At 31.6% G+C, this 17,194-nt stretch carries 13 protein-coding genes; 2 read left to right on the plus strand and 11 right to left on the minus strand.

All coding sequences use genetic code 11. The features are described from left to right. Positions 1-15 precede the first annotated feature (15 nt). The 7 genes from LPB136_RS10235 to LPB136_RS10265 all read right to left on the minus strand — a co-directional run bounded on the left by LPB136_RS10235 (position 16) and on the right by LPB136_RS10265 (position 9,565). The gene (locus LPB136_RS10235) at positions 16-309 is read right to left on the minus strand and encodes a F0F1 ATP synthase subunit delta/epsilon (protein ID WP_072556233.1); all 294 of its coding nucleotides are present in this window, start codon (positions 307-309) and stop codon (positions 16-18) included. 76 nt (positions 310-385) lie between these two features. Further along, positions 386-1,897: a F0F1 ATP synthase subunit beta gene (atpD, locus tag LPB136_RS10240; protein WP_072556234.1), complete on the minus strand. Its 1,512-nt coding sequence runs from the start codon at positions 1,895-1,897 to the stop codon at positions 386-388. Positions 1,898-2,066: 169 nt separating this feature from the next. Continuing rightward, entirely contained in the window at positions 2,067-3,446 is a 1,380-nt protein-coding gene (locus LPB136_RS10245) for an OmpA family protein (RefSeq protein WP_072556235.1), read from the minus strand. A 106-nt stretch (positions 3,447-3,552) separates the two neighbouring features. Continuing rightward, the gene (gene kbl, locus LPB136_RS10250; protein ID WP_072556236.1) at positions 3,553-4,746 is read right to left on the minus strand and encodes a glycine C-acetyltransferase; all 1,194 of its coding nucleotides are present in this window, start codon (positions 4,744-4,746) and stop codon (positions 3,553-3,555) included. A 48-nt stretch (positions 4,747-4,794) separates the two neighbouring features. Continuing rightward, positions 4,795-7,950: a UvrD-helicase domain-containing protein gene (locus tag LPB136_RS10255; protein WP_072556237.1), complete on the minus strand. Its 3,156-nt coding sequence runs from the start codon at positions 7,948-7,950 to the stop codon at positions 4,795-4,797. A 125-nt stretch (positions 7,951-8,075) separates the two neighbouring features. After that, the gene (locus LPB136_RS10260; RefSeq protein ID WP_072556238.1) at positions 8,076-8,912 is read right to left on the minus strand and encodes a ZIP family metal transporter; all 837 of its coding nucleotides are present in this window, start codon (positions 8,910-8,912) and stop codon (positions 8,076-8,078) included. Beyond that, positions 8,909-9,565: a metal-dependent transcriptional regulator gene (locus LPB136_RS10265; protein WP_072556239.1), complete on the minus strand. Its 657-nt coding sequence runs from the start codon at positions 9,563-9,565 to the stop codon at positions 8,909-8,911. Before LPB136_RS10265 ends, LPB136_RS10260 begins: the two co-directional genes overlap by 4 nt. 89 nt (positions 9,566-9,654) lie before the next feature. On the opposite strand from LPB136_RS10265, the gene LPB136_RS10270 reads away from it, so the two are divergent. Beyond that, entirely contained in the window at positions 9,655-11,970 is a 2,316-nt protein-coding gene (locus LPB136_RS10270) for a TonB-dependent receptor (RefSeq protein WP_072556240.1), read from the plus strand. A gap of 9 nt (positions 11,971-11,979) precedes the next feature. Here LPB136_RS10270 and LPB136_RS10275 read toward each other — a convergent pair whose 3' ends face one another. The 4 genes from LPB136_RS10275 to tyrS all read right to left on the minus strand — a co-directional run bounded on the left by LPB136_RS10275 (position 11,980) and on the right by tyrS (position 16,128). After that, positions 11,980-12,891, minus strand: coding sequence for a metallophosphoesterase (locus LPB136_RS10275; protein WP_237267379.1), 912 nt, complete (start codon positions 12,889-12,891; stop codon positions 11,980-11,982). Between the two features lie 50 nt (positions 12,892-12,941). Further along, on the minus strand, positions 12,942-13,979 hold the full coding sequence (locus LPB136_RS10280) for a transporter family protein (protein WP_072556242.1): 1,038 nt from the start codon (positions 13,977-13,979) through the stop codon (positions 12,942-12,944). Between the two features lie 77 nt (positions 13,980-14,056). Beyond that, entirely contained in the window at positions 14,057-14,425 is a 369-nt protein-coding gene (locus LPB136_RS10285; protein ID WP_083426212.1) for a hypothetical protein, read from the minus strand. A gap of 398 nt (positions 14,426-14,823) precedes the next feature. Continuing rightward, entirely contained in the window at positions 14,824-16,128 is a 1,305-nt protein-coding gene (gene tyrS / locus LPB136_RS10290) for a tyrosine--tRNA ligase (RefSeq protein ID WP_072556243.1), read from the minus strand. A 61-nt stretch (positions 16,129-16,189) separates the two neighbouring features. Between tyrS and LPB136_RS10295 the strand changes: the two genes are divergently transcribed. Beyond that, positions 16,190-17,191: an NAD-dependent epimerase/dehydratase family protein gene (locus LPB136_RS10295; RefSeq protein ID WP_072556968.1), complete on the plus strand. Its 1,002-nt coding sequence runs from the start codon at positions 16,190-16,192 to the stop codon at positions 17,189-17,191. The last annotated feature ends 3 nt before the right edge of the window (positions 17,192-17,194 follow it).

The raw sequence follows: 17,194 nt of genomic DNA on the forward strand, positions 1-17,194 counted from the left end.
TGGGTTTTAACGAACTTAATCCGCTAATACAATTACTTTGTTATCTTTCAATTCTAAAGTTCCAGATTTAATACTTAAAGTTAATACTTTATCATCATCTATATGTGGAACAAATTGACCACTTAAGTCATTTAGCACTAAATGTTCTTGTGTATGAACATGAATCTTAACCATTCCTTCTTTTAAGATAGAAACAACTGGTGCGTGATTATTCATCATTTGAAAATCACCATTAATTCCAGGTACCGTCACAGAATCAATTTCTGATGAAAATAAGATAGCTTCTGGTGTTACAATTTCTAAAAACATATTTTTATAGTTTTTAGTTCTTAGTCTTTAGTTTTTAGTTAACTCATAACTTAAAACTCATAACTCAAAACTAGTTTTACGCTTCAGCTAACATTTTTTCTCCTGCGTCAATTGCATCTTGAATTGATCCACGTAAGTTAAACGCTGCTTCAGGATATTTATCTAATTCACCATCCATAATCATGTTGAATCCTTTAATAGTATCTTTAATGTCTACTAAAACACCAGGAATACCAGTAAATTGCTCAGCAACGTGGAATGGTTGAGATAAGAAACGTTGTACACGACGTGCTCTGTGAACTACTAATTTATCCTCTTCAGATAATTCTTCCATACCTAAAATTGCGATAATATCTTGTAATTCTTTATAACGTTGTAATAATTCTTTTACAGCTGTTGCTGTATTATAATGTTCATCACCTAAAATTTCAGCAGATAAAATTCTTGAAGTAGAATCTAAAGGATCTACCGCTGGATAAATACCTAACTCTGCAATTTTACGAGACAATACTGTTGTTGCATCTAAATGCGCAAAAGTGGTTGCTGGTGCTGGATCCGTTAAATCATCTGCAGGTACATAAACTGCTTGTACAGATGTAATAGAACCTTTTTTAGTTGAAGTAATACGTTCTTGCATTGCTCCCATTTCTGTTGCTAATGTAGGTTGGTAACCTACCGCAGAAGGCATACGACCTAATAAGGCAGAAACCTCAGAACCTGCTTGTGTAAAACGGAAGATATTATCTACGAAGAAAAGTACATCTTTTCCTTGTGCTTCTCCTGCTCCATCACGAAAATACTCAGCTATAGTTAAACCTGATAACGCAACACGTGCACGTGCTCCAGGTGGCTCATTCATTTGTCCAAAAACAAAAGTTGCTTTTGAATCTCTCATTCCTGGCTTATCAACTTTAGATAAATCCCATCCGCCTTCTTCCATAGAATGCATAAAGTCATCACCATACTTGATAATTCCAGATTCTAACATCTCTCTAAGTAAATCATTTCCTTCACGAGTTCTTTCTCCAACTCCTGCAAATACAGATAAACCTCCGTGTCCTTTTGCAATGTTGTTAATTAACTCTTGAATTAATACTGTTTTACCAACTCCTGCTCCACCAAATAAACCAATTTTACCTCCTTTTGCATAAGGCTCAATTAAATCGATTACTTTAATACCTGTAAATAAAACTTCAGTTGAAACTGATAAATCTTCAAATTTAGGTGCTAAACGGTGAATTGGTAAACCTGCATCACCTTTTTTAGGTAAATCTCCTAATCCATCAATTGCCTCTCCAGTTACATTAAATAAACGACCGTATATATCATTTCCTATTGGCATTTGGATTGGGCTACCAGTAGCCAAAACTTCTTGACCTCTTTGTAAACCATCTGTAGCATCCATAGATATAGTTCTAACCGTATCTTCACCTACGTGCTGTTGTACTTCAAGAACTAATATAGATCCGTCTGTTTTTTTAATTTCTAATGAATCATAAATTTTTGGTAATTCAGCGTTTTGAGTGTCGAATTCAACATCGATAACTGGGCCAATAATTTGAGAAACTTTACCTGTTATTGTAGACATTACTTTATGTAATTAAGTTATTTAATTTATTTTGTGAAGTTTACCCTCACTTTTCGCGGTGCAAAGGTAGATTTTTTATAACAATATAAAAAGTGTTTTTACTAGTTTTTATATATGAAAAAAGCCTCGCAAATGCGAGGCTTTTAAAATTATTATAATCTAATTAAAATTACTTGTTTGTAACTCTAATTTCAACTCTACGGTTATTTGCTTTACCAGCTCTAGTAGCATTAGTATCAATTGGAGAATCTTCTCCATAACCAACAGCAGACATTCTTGAAGAAGCTACACCTTTGTTTGCTAAATAACCCATAACAGCATTCGCTCTAGAGTTAGATAATTTTTGATTAAAACTTGCAGCACCTGAACTATCTGTGTGACCTTCAATTACAAAACTAGCGTTTGGATAATCTGACATAATTTTTACAATTGCATCTAATTTATCAGTTACACCTGATTTGAAAGTTGATCTACTAGTGTTAAATAAAATAGTTCTTGCAAAAGTTTTCAATTCAGCCTCAGCAGCTTCAGTAATTACTGGTTTTGCTTCAGGACATCCATTGTTAGAAGCAGGACCTGCAACTTTAGGACATTTATCATCTTTATCAAAAACTCCATCTTTATCAGTATCTGCCCAAGGACATCCACCGTTTGAAGCTGGACCAGCTACTTTAGGACATTTATCAGAAGCATCAGTTACTCCGTCTCCATCAGCATCAGGACAACCTTTCATAGCTTTAGTTCCTTTTACAGTTGGACAAGCATCAGCAGAATCTTTGATTCCATCACCATCAGTATCAGGACAACCATTCATTGAAGCTAAACCAGCTACATTAGGACAAGCGTCTTCAGAATCTTTGATTCCGTCTCCGTCAGTATCAGGACAACCATTAAACTCAGCTAAACCAGGTGTTTCTGGACAAGCATCGTCTTTGTCATAAATTTTATCTCCGTCAGTATCTTTTCCTCCAAATTTAAATACTAAACCTAAAGTGTGTTGAAAGTGTCCTCTTACTTTATCTCCAAAGTCATGTTTTGCACCAGATTGTAAGTTTAAACCTAAGTTATCATTAAACCAAACATTAAAACCAGCACCTGCATTTAACATTGCTGCTCCTTGTGAGTCAATAGAAGTATAACCTCCACCAACATAAATATAAGGATCAAAATATTGAGAAGTCCCATTAAAAATCATATCGACTAATGAGTTAACATTATATTTTACATTTGCATCTATAGCATAATATAAAAAATCTGAATCGTCTGGTTTTAAGTAAGTCTCAATTTTATTTAAAGATCCTGCTACTTGTAAAGTAAACCCATCTTCTAAATATTTTTCAGCAGAGATTCTAGAAATTGAAGGAAGAATATTCCAATCAGATGTACCAATACCATCTTTTACTAAATCCCCAAAGTTTCTTTTTCCTCTAATATCAACAGAGTTTATACCGAAACCTACTACCCATGGGTTGTTTTCATCTTGTGCGTTTACATTACTAACTGTTAGCAAAGCAAACATAGCTATCACAGCCAATTTTAATCGTTTCATTATCAAATTTTTAAATTAAAAGTTCGTTTTTATAATAAGCAAAAGTAAGTTGTTAAAACTTATCTACAAAGATAAATGTATAAAAACTTATAATAAAATCTTATTTTTATATAATATTAAGCTCTTTCCCTACCTTCACAAAAGCCTTCACCGCCTTATCTATATGTTCTTTTGTGTGTGCAGCTGACAACTGAACACGTATTCTAGCTTTCTCTTTTGGTACAACCGGAAAGAAAAAACCAATAACATAAATTCCTTCTTCTAATAATTTATTTGCCATTTCTTGCGAAAGTTTGGCATCATATAACATAACAGGTACTATTGCAGCATCTGCTCCTACTAAATCGAAACCTGCTTTTTCCATTTCTGTACGGAAATAATTGGTATTCCATTCTAATTTATCACGTAAAGTAGTATCGTTAGAAATTATATCAAAAACTTTTAAAGCACCTCCAACTAAAGATGGTGCCAAAGAGTTTGAAAATAAATAAGGACGAGAACGCTGACGTAAGATTTCTATTATTTCTTTTTTACCTGTTGTATAACCTCCCATTGCTCCGCCTAAAGCTTTCCCTAAAGTTCCTGTTACAATATCAACTCTGTCCATTACATTCTTTAACTCTACAGTTCCACGACCTGTTTTACCAATAAAACCTGTAGCGTGGCATTCATCAACCATAACCATTGCATCGTATTTGTCTGCTAAATCGCAAATCTCATCTAACTTTGCAACAATTCCATCCATTGAGAAAACTCCATCAGTAACAATAATTTTAAATCTATGGTTTTGTTTATTCGCTTCAATTAGCTGCTCTTCCAAAGAAGTCATGTCATTATTATTGTAACGATAACGCGCCGCTTTACACAAACGAACTCCGTCTATAATAGAAGCATGATTTAAACTATCAGAAATAATGGCATCTTCTTTTGTAAGTAAAGGTTCAAAAACACCACCATTTGCATCAAAAGCTGCTGCATATAATATAGTGTCTTCAGTTGTATAAAAATCTGCAATTGTTTTTTCTAATTTCTTATGAATATCTTGTGTTCCACAAATAAAACGCACAGAAGACATTCCAAAGCCATGAGAATCCATTGTGTCTTTTGCGGCTTGAATAACTTCTGGGTTATTAGACAATCCTAAATAATTGTTTGCACAAAAGTTAATTACCTCTTCTCCTGTTGAAATTTTAATTACTGCATCTTGAGACGATGTAATAATTCTCTCCGACTTATATAACCCAGCATCTTTAATTTCCTGGATTTCGTTCTTTAAAGTATCTTTAATTTTACCGTACATTTTTTATCAATTTTTAAAAAACAAAGTTACAAAGTTTCCTTAATTTGACTATACTTCAACAACATCAATTTCTTCATTAATATATATGAGTAGTTTTTTATCAACTTTAAAATTCATTGAATTTAAAACTTGTTCGTATTTTAATAACTGTTGATGATAACTTTTTGAAGGTTTTCCCGTTTTATAATCTATAATAATGGCTTCATTTTGTTTATTGAAAACCAATCTGTCCGGAATTATCAATTGTCCGTCTATTGTAACTATTTCCCTTTCGTTAAAAACGGCAACTTCTTCTGAAAAATAGGCATTAAGTTCATCATGATTCACAATTTGATTAATACTCTTTTCAATTTCTGATGCTTTTTCCTGCGGAAGTTCTCCTTGGTTTTTATATTGATTCACTACTTTTTCAATATCTTCTTTTGTGATGATTTTCGATAGCATCTCATGAATTAAATTCCCAAAATCAATTGCCTTTCCCTGTTCTGTATCCCATAATTTAGAAGCACTTGCTAACATAGCAATATTGTGCTCTTGCCAAGGCGAAGAAATAAACGTTTCTTGTACTTCTGTAATTGAATCTTCTTTTTTAGGCTTACTTATTCTTTCAGGGTTTCCAAAGGAATATTCTAATTCATCATCATTCCAAAGTTGATTTTTCTTTAAATACTCAATAAAAATATGTGAATACCTATTTGTTCTGTCTTTACCTTTTGCAGGAAGCTTCTTCTCTGTAATAATATGCAATTGCTCAACTGAACGTGTTAAAGCAACATACAATAAATTGAAATTATCCAACTCTAATTCCTCTCTTTGTTGCTGATAAATTTCTGCTCCACGATCATTTATATATTGCAAATCATTTGTAAACGGAACCAATAGTTCTTTGAACCCTTCAAATGTAGGCGGTAATTCATTCAACCAAACCTTAGGATCAACTTGTCTGTAAATATCTAAATCGTACGGAAAAATAACTACTGAAAATTCCAAACCTTTCGATTTATGAATAGTCATCACTTGAACCGCATTGGAATTTTCTGAAGCAACAATACTTAAACTCTTCTTTTTAACTTCCCAAAAATCTAAAAACTCTTGAGTATTAGTTCCTTTTCTTTGTTGCTCCAAAACAACATCTAAAAAGAATTGTACATACGCATCTGAAGAGTTTACCAAATTAAAACTTCTAATAATGGCTTCTACTTTTTCGTAAAACGGAATTTGCTGAAAAGCATTTAAATCGAACGAAACACCGTAGCTATTTAATTCCTGAAAAATTACAGCAATCTCTTTCTTAGCAAATTGATGTAAAAATTCGTCTTTTGTAATTGAAACCGATAAATGATCATGCAAAAAATGTAACATTTCAAAACGGGTTTCCTCATCTTTTGGATGTTGAACTACTTGTAAAACTGTAATTAAAAAAGCAACTTTCTGGCTGTTTTCCAACAACAAACTATCTGGTGAAATAACATCAATTCCATTTTCAGATAAAAAACTTGCAACTTCAATTCCGTGTTTCTTTTTACGTGTTAAAACGCAAATTTCATTCAATTGAAAATCGTTTTTTAAAATATTGATTCGCTCTAAAACTTTTCTTTGGTATTTTAATTTCTCATCTTCTTTCTCATCAGCTTTCTCTAAAAATGAAAGTGAAACAAATCCGCCTTTTTTGGCATTTTCTAATTGCTTATTTCCATCTATAAATAATCGATTATAACTTTCATTTTGCAAAAAACTTGCTGTATGTTGAAAGAATTTATTGTTAAAATTAATCACTTCAGAATAACTACGATAATTGGTTTCTAACGTTTTTATTTCCTTCGGAAGTAAAAAAGGATTAACAGAGTTTTCTTCCTCCGAACCTAAATCTATAAATTGTTCAGCCTTACCACCTCGCCAACGATAAATGGCTTGTTTTCCATCACCAACCAACAATAAATTACTGTTTTCTTGGGCAAGCGCATTGTCTATCAACGGAATTAAATTTTGCCATTGTAACACCGAAGTATCTTGCATTTCATCAATAAAATAATGCATAAAACGTTGCCCAATTCGCTCATAAATAAACGGTGCAGGTTGGTCTTTTATATTATCTGAAATAAGCTGATTAAACTCTGCATTTAATCGAAGGTTATTATCTTCTTTTATGGTTGTTAATTCGCTATTAATATTGTTTAAAACCGCTAACGGAATTATACTTTTTAAGGCTAATTTATTTAACAAATAAGCTTTAAATTTAGTCTCATAAAGCTCTTTAGATTGAAAATAAAATGCATGAAATTGCTCTTTTAAATCATCTAAAGTTTCTTTAGCTAAAGGAGAAGTTTTTCCGCCATATAAGTTTTTATCGTTTTCTATATTAGAATTTAAGCGTCCTTCAAACTTAATATCTGTGGTTTTTAAGAAGCGTAAATTTTGATATTTTTTAAAATGATTAGGGTAATCTTGGTAGCTAAAATCGGTTGTTAATAATCCTTTATTTTCTATAAATTCTAGTACATTATCCCCAAAATCTTTAAACTCTTTTTCTATTTGAGTATTTAATTTTTGAAGTTTTATTTTTAAACTTGTAAAATCCTCTAAACTTTTATCTGCTAATTCTCTAAAATGCAGATTATCGTCTTCATTTAACAAGATTCGAGCAAATTCATATAGTTCTTTAGAAACATCCCAAGATTTATCATCGTCTGCTTTATCAAGCGAAAATTCAATTAAGGTTTCAGTAAGTTTTTTATCGGTTCCTATTTTAGAAATCAGTACATCAACGGCTTCATTTAACAAAGAAACCGCGTCCATTTCAACTTCAAAATTGAGCGACAAACCTAAATCGAACGCAAAACTTTTAATTATTTTATGCGTAAAACTATCAATAGTTGTAATTGAAAAAGCGGAGTAATTTTGTAAAATTGCATCTAAAACCTTCTTACTTCTTTCTGTAATTGTAGTGGCATCTAATGAAGTTTCTTCGAGAATTTTTGGATATAAATCAGTTTTATTTCCTTCGGAAAATGCTTGTAAATTTTCCATTACACGTTCCTTCATTTCACCAGCAGCTTTGTTGGTAAACGTTATTGCCAACACTTTCTGAAATCGAAAAATATCTTCAGATTGTAATAAAATCTTTAAATATTCTTTTACTAATGTAAAGGTTTTTCCGCTTCCTGCGGATGCGTTATAAACTTGAAAAGTTGATGGTTGTTGCAATTGATTTATTTTAGTGCAAAATAGACTTTTTAGAATCAAGAGACAAGAATCAAGAAAAAGAAAAGCAGAACTTCAACTAATGAAATTCTTCTTTTAAAATATTTATATGAACACATTGTGTTCTTCTAACCTAAACCTACATCTAAAGACATCATTACTATAAATCCGCCAATAAAACCAAGCGTGGCAATATCTGTGTATTTATCTCTTTGTGTTTCAGGAATTACTTCTTCAACAACCACAAAAATCATTGCTCCTGCTGCAAAAGCTAATGCATACGGTAAAATTGGTGTGAAAAATGAAACTGCTAAAGCTCCCAGGACCGCAGCTACAGGTTCTACAATTGCTGATAGTTGTCCATACCAAAAACTTTTAAACCTACTAACTCCTTGTCTTCTTAAAGGCATTGCAACGGCAAAACCTTCTGGAAAATTCTGAATTCCAATACCAATTGCCAACGAAATTGCAGCGATAATCATTTCAGTTTGCTCCACACCAACCAACGTTGATGCTGCTCCAAAAAGTACCCCAACCGCTAAACCTTCTGGAATATTATGCAACGTAATTGCCAACACTAATAAGGTAGTTTTGTGCCACTCCGTTTTTACACCTTCTGCCTCTTCTTCCTTAAAATTAATGTGTAAATGCGGTAGAATTTTATCCATTCCAAAAAGCGCTAAAGCTCCTAAACCGAACCCAATTGCCGAAGGTATAACCTTCATAAAACCTTCTCCTGGACTGTTTTCTATTGCTGGAGCCAATAAACTCCAAAAACTTGCAGCAACCATTACTCCTCCAGTAAAACCTAACATTCCGTCCAAGACAGCTCTGTTCATTTTCTTAAAAAAGAAAACTAAACTTGCACCTAAAGCGGTTAATCCCCAAGTAAAAAGGGAAGCATATAATGCTGCCCAAATGGGATTTTCTTTCGCAAAATCTACTAATTGATCAAATGTACTCATTGTTTTTTAATATATAAATTGTTTGCTATTTTGTTTGAAATAGATAATTTCTTATCATTTATTTTTATTGATAAAGAGTCATCAAAAGGCTCTTTTTCTATAATTGTTATTTGTTGCCCCAAAGCGATGCCTTGTTTGTCTAAAAAACGTAAAAATTCAGAAGATGAATCGTTTACACCAACTAAAATTCCGATTTCATCTTTAGTTAAAACTGACAATAAACTTTTTTCAATAGTTTGTAAATTACCTTCTTTGTCTGGAATTGGATCTCCATGTGGATCATGTGTCGGAAAATCTAACAAAGCATCTAATTCATCAATTAATTTTTGCGATTTAATATGCTCTAATTGCTCTGCAACATCATGTACTTCATCCCAAGAAAAATTTAGTTTTTCAACTAAAAAAACTTCCCATAATCGATGTTTTCTAACAATATTAGCAGCCGTTTTCTTTCCAAAATCCGTTAAGGTAACTCCTTGGTATTTCTTATAAATGACCACTTCTTTATCAGATAATTTTTTAATCATATCAGTTACCGAAGACGCTTTGGTATCCAGTTTTTTAGCAATTGCATTTGTACTAATTCCTTTTTCTGAAATTGCAGCTAAATGATAAATTGCCTTTATATAATTTTCTTCCGATTGTGTAAACATTACTGCAAATATATAACTTTTTGATTTATAAAAACATATTTTTAGATAAGTCTAAAAATTATTTTACATTTGCAAAAATAAAATTTAAAATGAATAAGTTTTTTACGGTATTCTTACTATTCTCTGCTTTTGTAAATGCACAAACAATTAAAGGAAAAATAACAACTACAAATAGTAGCGATTTACCTTTTGCAAACATTGTTATTAAAGGTTCAATAAACGGAACTACAGCCGACGAAAACGGATTGTACGAAATAAAAACCAAAAAAAATAAAGTTGTTTTAATAGTTTCTTCTGTTGGGTTTTTATCTCAAAGAAAAACGATAACTGTAAACGCTAACGAAGTAAAAACTGTAAACTTTACATTAAAAGAAACTGCTGAAATATTAGATCAAATTACGGTAACCGGAACAAGAACTGACAAAAGAAGGACAAAATCTCCTGTAATTGTAAACATCATAAACTCACAAACATTAGCTGATGTACAAGCTTGTAATTTATCTGAAGGCTTAAAATTTCAAACAGGTTTACGTGTAGAAACTGATTGTCAAACGTGTAATTATACGCAGTTAAGAATGAATGGTTTAGCTGGTGGATATTCTCAAATTTTAATAAACGGAAGACCTATTTTTAGTCCGTTAACTGGTTTATACGGTTTAGAACAAATTCCTGCAAATATGATTGATAGGATTGAGGTTGTTCGCGGAGGCGGTTCTGCTTTATACGGCTCAAGTGCAATTGGAGGAACTGTAAATGTGATTACTAAAATCCCGAAACGAAACGATTTTAGCGTTGGTTACACGTATCAAAATATTAAAGGAAGTTCAGATCATATTTTTGCTGGAAACGCAACTGTTGTTAATGAAGATAGAAATGCAGGAGTTTCATTTTTTGTAAATAACAGACACCGAAATTTATACGATGCAAACGGCGATAATTTTTCTGAATTACCTGAATTAAAGAATACTTCTTTTGGTACAAACTTATTTTTTCTTCCAACAGAAAATCAAAAAATAGAAGTTAATTTTAGTAAAATGAATGAATACCGTTATGGTGGCGAAATGGTTGAAGGTGCTCCGCATTTTGCTTTTCAATCTGAAGAAAGAACGCACGATGTGTATGTTGGTAATATTGATTATCAAATTAATTTTAATGACCAAAAAAGCTCATTAATCACATATTTAGCAACACAATATACCGGAAGAGAACATTATACTGGTATTCGTCCGGAGCAAGGAACTGCTGAAGATTTAGACCATTTAGCTAATCCGCCATATGGAACTTCAGAAACTACAACGTTTCAAGGTGGACTTCAATTAAACCATAAATTAGACGAATTTTTAGGCGGAAATAACGTATTAACTTTTGGAGGTGAATTTGTACAAGATGATGTTTTTGATGTGATTGAAGCCTATCAATATAAAGTAGATCAATTAACGCAAAACATTGGAATCTTCTTTCAAAGCGATTGGGAAATAAACGAAAAATGGAATTTATTGGCTGGAGCACGTTTTGATAATCATACGTTAAACAATAGAGCTATTAACAAAGAAGTAGTTAATAATGTGGTTAGTCCGCGAGTTTCATTATTGTATAAACCATTTGAAAAAACACAACTTAGAGCAACTTGGGGAACTGGTTTTAGAGCTCCACAAGCTTTTGACACCGATTTACATATTGCTTTTGCAGGTGGCGGAATTTCAAGAGTTCAGTTAGCAGAAGACTTAAAAAAAGAACGTTCTAATAGTTATAGTGTATCTTTTAATTATGACAAACCAACCGAACATTATATCTACGGATTTACTGTGGAAAGTTTTTACACAAAACTAGACGATGCTTTTATTTTAGAAAATATTGGTACCGATTCTTTTGGTGAATTGTTCGAAAAAAGAAATGGAGATGGAGCAACCGTTAAAGGAATTGCTTTAGAAGCTCGTTTAAATTACGATGGAATTTTCCAATTAGAAAGTGGTTTTACATTTCAATCAAGTAAAAACGCTTCACCTGTTCAATATTCAGATGCTTTAAATCCGAAACAAGAGTTTTTAAGAACTCCTAATAATTATGGTTTTGCAACACTAACGTATTCGCCAAATCAGAAATTTAAAACAGCTTTAAACTTGGTTTATACAGGAGAAATGGAAGTTTTACACGTAGCTTCTCCACAAAATTTAATTGCTGATGAATATTTTACTTCTCCAAGTTTTACGGAAATTGGAATTAAATCGAGTTATAATTTTAATCTTTCTAAGTTACAAACCAATTTAGAGTTTTCAGCTGGTGTAAAAAATCTGTTTGATAGTTACCAATCTAAATTTGATATTGGAAAAGAACGTGATAGTAATTTTATTTACGGACCAGCAACACCAAGAACTATTTTCTTCGGAATAAAATTTGGGAGTTAATAAAGTATATTATTTTTTCATATTAAAGTAAGTAGAGAGTTCTTTTGGACCTTCTAAATTAGTCCTTATAATATGCATTTTTCCTTCTTTATCACTTTCTAAATGCCATTTTATTAGCGTAATTTGATTGTTTTCAATCTCTAAACCAGTAATACATCGTGGATGCACACAACTACCATCATTGAAGTGAGGTAACTCGTCAAAATTTGGAAACCTTGGTCTGTGTGTATGACCAGTAATTACCATTTGATTATTATTTCTTTGAATCCATTTTTCAATTTTACGCTCAACTTTAATTAACTCTTTAAAGTTTTGTGCTGGACTTGTTGGATCTTTTATCCCAATTAATTGCAATGGTCTCCAAAGAAAACGCACTAAAAATCTACTTAATTTCCAAAAAACGTAATTAAACCAATCTGCCTGATGACCGTGCATTAAAAATATAGATTCTTCTTCTGTGTTTTTTAAAATAATTGCTTCAGAAAAAGAAACATTTACCATAAGCTCTTTCTTTTTTTGCTCAGAAAAACTATAATAAGAAGCTAAGTTTTTTTCTACGTTCTTTGGGTTTTTATAATCCATATCATGATTTCCCCAAATAAAATGAAGCTGATTTTTAGAGTGAAACTTCTTTAAAACACCAAAAACATCTTTGTTAGCTTCAAAGATATCTTTAAAATTATTTTCCCAAAGTTCGTCTCCATCACCTAATTCAATATAGGTAAAATCCTTTTTTAAATATTGCTCAAGAGCAAATACAAAAACTTCTCTATTGTGTTTAAAATCGTCTGCAAAACTATTGTTACCTCTATGACAATCGCTAAACAACACGTATTTAGACTCCTTATTTAAAGGAAGGGTTTTTGCTTTTTTAAATGCGCTGGTTATTCTACTATTAGAAGACATAACCCAAAGATGCATAAAAAAAGCGAGGTTATAAAACCTCGCTTTTTAAAAATTTCTATAAAAGATTACAAAGCATATTGTAAACCAACTGTTATAGTTTCTTTTTGCTCTAATTGAATTCCGTTAACATCTTGATATAATGGTGTTGCATATTCAAACCCAAGTCTAAAACCTTTTAAACTTCCTTTTGGAGCATATAAATTAAAACCTAAACCTCCATTAATATAACTTCCACCAGAGTTTGTAGTATCTGCTGTTGTTACCATCATCGGATTTAAATTAGGGTTTGTTCCATCAATTTCATCAACAATTAAACCTTGTAAACGCACAGAAAAACTTAACCAATCGTCAGTTTTCACAGCAAACCAGTTGTTTAATTCATATTTGTTTCCAAAAGAATAATCGTTAGAATTATCGCCAAAACGTACAATAGCTTTTAATTGATTACCCCAAGAAATAGTTTCTTTTTGACCTAAATAAGTTACACCTAATTCAGTATCAAAAGTTCCGCTTCCTAATTGCATAGGATATGGTAATTGAACTTCATTAGGAGAGCTCATTGGAGTTACATCCATTTCTTCAATACTTCCTGTTGGTAAAGAAAAGTTTAAAGATCCGTGTAAAGATTGACTGTTTTTATTTAAGAACTTATAAATCATACCTAATTTTAAATCTCCAAACCCAGAAGATGAAGTTGAAAATGGAACAATATTACCCATCATTCTCATTTGTAAATCCATATCGTTCTGCGTGTACATTGCCATTGCAACTAAAGTAATTCTATCCGTTGGTGCATACATAGCTCCTAACATGTGCATTTTCATTGGCATTTCTAAAGGCGTTACCATATAACCAGCATCGTGAGCTTCAGTATTAGATACCTCATCTGATCCAGAAAGTAATCCTTTCATATTCATACTCATATAACGATATGAAAACATAATACCACCTTTACTGTGGTAATGATCTCCCATTACGGATATTGGAGCATGTCCGTCAGGTCTATTTCCGTTCCAATTTGTTAACTGTTTTTCTTCTTTTTCTTGTGCTATAATTAAGCTTGATAGGAATACAAATATCCCTAAAAAAATAAATTTTTTCATTTGTGAAATTTTAAGTTTTTATGCGTGTTTTTAATCAACTTATAAAAGCTGATTGATTTAATACGGGTATTTTAAACTTAAACTGTTGGAGGGTGAAATACTGAAGATGTATATAAAAAAGAATAATTCTTAGGAGTACTATGTTTTTCTTTAGTTTGAAAAAGAAATGATGAATTTTCTTTAATTTTAAGTAAGATAACAAAGCCAACAGGATATTCTTCCATAGAAACTCTTAACGCTTTTCTATCTTCTTTTTGTTCATTTTCTAACTTCTTCATTAAGTAACATTTACCATTACATTGTAGTTCTGGCTTATCTACATTAATACATAGCACCTTAGAAATGTAATCGTATTTTATAGCATACTCTACAAATGGAGCAATTGGCTTTAGCATTGCAACTAAATACAAAAAGACTAAAAAAAAGGTTACGTATTGTTTCTTCAAAATATTTATTAGAAAAGAAGGCAAAGATATTTCTATTGAAAATAATAAGCAATAAAAAATAAACAATATTATTTTTATTTATTCTAAATAAGTATTATTTTTGTAGAGAATTATGATTGTATTTTACAAAGAACATACAGCAGTTAAAAATATTCTTTCGCTTTCTTCTTGCGAAACGTCTTGTGCTACCAATTGCATAAAACCAAAAGGCTCTTGTTGCAATAAGTACAAAAAAAAAGGCATCAACTGTAAGCGATGCCCTTTAACTTTTAGTGTGAAAATTGCTTCTTAAAACACCTGTTTTTTTAACTAAAAAAATGTGTTTTAGATTCCCGCCTTCGCGGGAATGACAGGTTTAAAGGAAACCTCGAGGCACCGCCTCAAGGAACTCTTTTTAATTAAGCGATTTTTAACAAGAAATAAGTCTTTTTTCCGCGTTGTAATAACACATATTTATCTGCTATTAAATCTTTAGCAGTAATAACAAAATCTTCTTTTACTTTTTCTTTATTTACCGAAACAGCATTTTCTTTTAAAGCTCTACGCGCATCTCCGTTAGATTTTAAAAAGTTTGTTTTTGCTGACAATGCACCAATCATATCTAATCCTTCTGCTATATCATCTTTAGAAACTTCCGCTTGTGGAACACCAGCAAATACATCTAAGAATGTTTGCTCGTCTAAGGATTTTAAATCTTCTGAAGTAGATTTTCCGAATAAAATATTAGAAGCTGCAATAGCTTTATCTAGTTCTTCTTTTGAGTGCACAAATGTAGTAACCTCTTCTGCTAATCGTTTTTGTAAAACTCTAACATGTGGTGCTTCTTTGTGCTCTTCAATTAAAGCTTCAACGGTTTTTTCATCTAAAAAAGTAAATATTTTCACATACTTTTCTGCATCTTCATCAGATGTATTTAGCCAAAATTGGTAAAATTTATATACAGATGTTTTTGAAGCATCTAACCAAACATTTCCACCTTCAGATTTACCAAATTTAGAACCATCTGCCTTTGTAATTAATGGACATGTCATTGCATAAGCCTTAGCTTCTTCACCAACATTCATTCTTCTTACAAGTTCTGTTCCTGTGGTAATATTTCCCCATTGATCAGAACCTCCCATTTGTATTTTACAATTGTGGGCTTTATATAAGTGGTAAAAATCGTATCCTTGAATTAATTGGTATGTAAACTCTGTAAAACTCATTCCGCCAGATTCTTCTCCAGAAATACGCTTTTTCACAGAATCTTTTGCCATCATGTAGTTTACGGTAATTCTTTTACCAACATCACGAGCAAATTCAATAAATGAAAAGTTTTTCATCCAATCGTAATTATTTACTAAAATTGGAGAGTTAGCCGTACCGTTATCAAAATCTAAAAAACGAGCTAACGTTCTTTTAATTCCATCTACATTTTTAGCTAATGCTTCTTCATTTAATAAATTACGTTCGTCAGATTTTCCTGATGGATCACCAATCATACCTGTTGCTCCACCTACTAAAGCTACTGGTTTATGTCCAGCTCTTTCTAAGTGAACTAATAAAATAATTGGTACTAAACTACCAATATGTAGCGAATCTGATGTTGGATCAAAACCAATATAGGCAGCAGTCATTTCTTTTTGCAATTGCTCTTCAGTTCCTGGCATCATATCGTGTATCATTCCACGCCAACGTAATTCTTCAACTAAATTCTTTGTCATCTTGGTATATTTTAAAAGCGCAAAGATAATTTTATCGTTTAAAAAAAACTATTTTCGTGCTATGATTTTAGTTACTGGCGGAACTGGTTTGGTTGGAGCACATTTATTATATCATTTAACGTTAAATGATGATAAAATTCGTGCTATATATCGTTCTGAAAATACGCTTGAAAAAGTAAAAGAAGTATTCTCTTTTTATACTTCTGAAGTAACAAAACATTTTTCTAAAATTGAATGGATAAAAGCGGATATTACTGATATTCCTTCAATGATTCCTGCATTTATTAACATTAAAAAAGTATATCATTGTGCAGCTTTGGTTTCTTTTAATCCGAAAGATTATAGAGAAATGCGAAAAGTAAATATTCATGGAACCGCAATTATTGTAAATCTTGCTATTGATGCTAAAGTTGATAAACTTTGTTTTGTAGGTTCTATTGCTGCAGTTGGAAATGCTATAAACGGAGAAATTATTACTGAAGAAAATGAATGGAATGATGAAGATGATAATCACGGTTACGCAATTACAAAATTTGGTGCAGAGATGGAAGTTTGGCGCGCAAGTCAAGAAGGTGTTGATGTAGTAATTGTAAATCCTGGTGTAATTTTAGGAAGTGGTTTTTGGAATACAGGATCAAGTAAACTATTTACCCAAATTTATAATGGATTTAAGTTTTATACTGAAGGAATAACAGGATTTGTTGGTGTACAAGATGTTGTAAAAGCGATGACTTTATTAATGAATTCTGAAGTAAAAAACGAACGATTTATACTAGTTTCTGAAAACAAATCATTCAAAGATATTTTCTTTTCAATAGCAGATGCTTTTGATAAAAAACATCCTTCTAAAAAAATTAAACCTTGGCAAACTGCAATTTTTTGGAGAGTTGCTTGGGTTATATCAAAATTTACTGGAAAAGAACCTTTGTTAACAAAACATTCGGCAAAATCTGCTCATGGAATTTCTTACTATTCAGCAGAAAAAATAACAAAAACATTAAATTTCAGCTTTGAAAAAATAGAAACTGTTGTTAAACGAGTTGCTAAAAATTACCCTTTATAAAAA

This window comes from Tenacibaculum todarodis, from assembly GCF_001889045.1.
Classification (GTDB): domain Bacteria; phylum Bacteroidota; class Bacteroidia; order Flavobacteriales; family Flavobacteriaceae; genus Polaribacter; species Polaribacter todarodis.

Bases quoted from the DNA above. Each gene is read 5' to 3' on its own strand.
- LPB136_RS10235 (WP_072556233.1), bottom strand. From the start codon at position 309: ATGTTTTTAGAAATTGTAACACCAGAAGCTATCTTATTTTCATCAGAA.
- atpD (WP_072556234.1), bottom strand. From the start codon at position 1,897: ATGTCTACAATAACAGGTAAAGTTTCTCAAATTATTGGCCCAGTTATC.
- LPB136_RS10245 (WP_072556235.1), bottom strand. From the start codon at position 3,446: ATGAAACGATTAAAATTGGCTGTGATAGCTATGTTTGCTTTGCTAACA.
- kbl (WP_072556236.1), bottom strand. From the start codon at position 4,746: ATGTACGGTAAAATTAAAGATACTTTAAAGAACGAAATCCAGGAAATT.
- LPB136_RS10260 (WP_072556238.1), bottom strand. From the start codon at position 8,912: ATGAGTACATTTGATCAATTAGTAGATTTTGCGAAAGAAAATCCCATT.
- LPB136_RS10265 (WP_072556239.1), bottom strand. From the start codon at position 9,565: ATGTTTACACAATCGGAAGAAAATTATATAAAGGCAATTTATCATTTA.
- LPB136_RS10270 (WP_072556240.1), top strand. From the start codon at position 9,655: ATGAATAAGTTTTTTACGGTATTCTTACTATTCTCTGCTTTTGTAAAT.
- LPB136_RS10275 (WP_237267379.1), bottom strand. From the start codon at position 12,891: ATGCATCTTTGGGTTATGTCTTCTAATAGTAGAATAACCAGCGCATTT.
- LPB136_RS10280 (WP_072556242.1), bottom strand. From the start codon at position 13,979: ATGAAAAAATTTATTTTTTTAGGGATATTTGTATTCCTATCAAGCTTA.
- tyrS (WP_072556243.1), bottom strand. From the start codon at position 16,128: ATGACAAAGAATTTAGTTGAAGAATTACGTTGGCGTGGAATGATACAC.
- LPB136_RS10295 (WP_072556968.1), top strand. From the start codon at position 16,190: ATGATTTTAGTTACTGGCGGAACTGGTTTGGTTGGAGCACATTTATTA.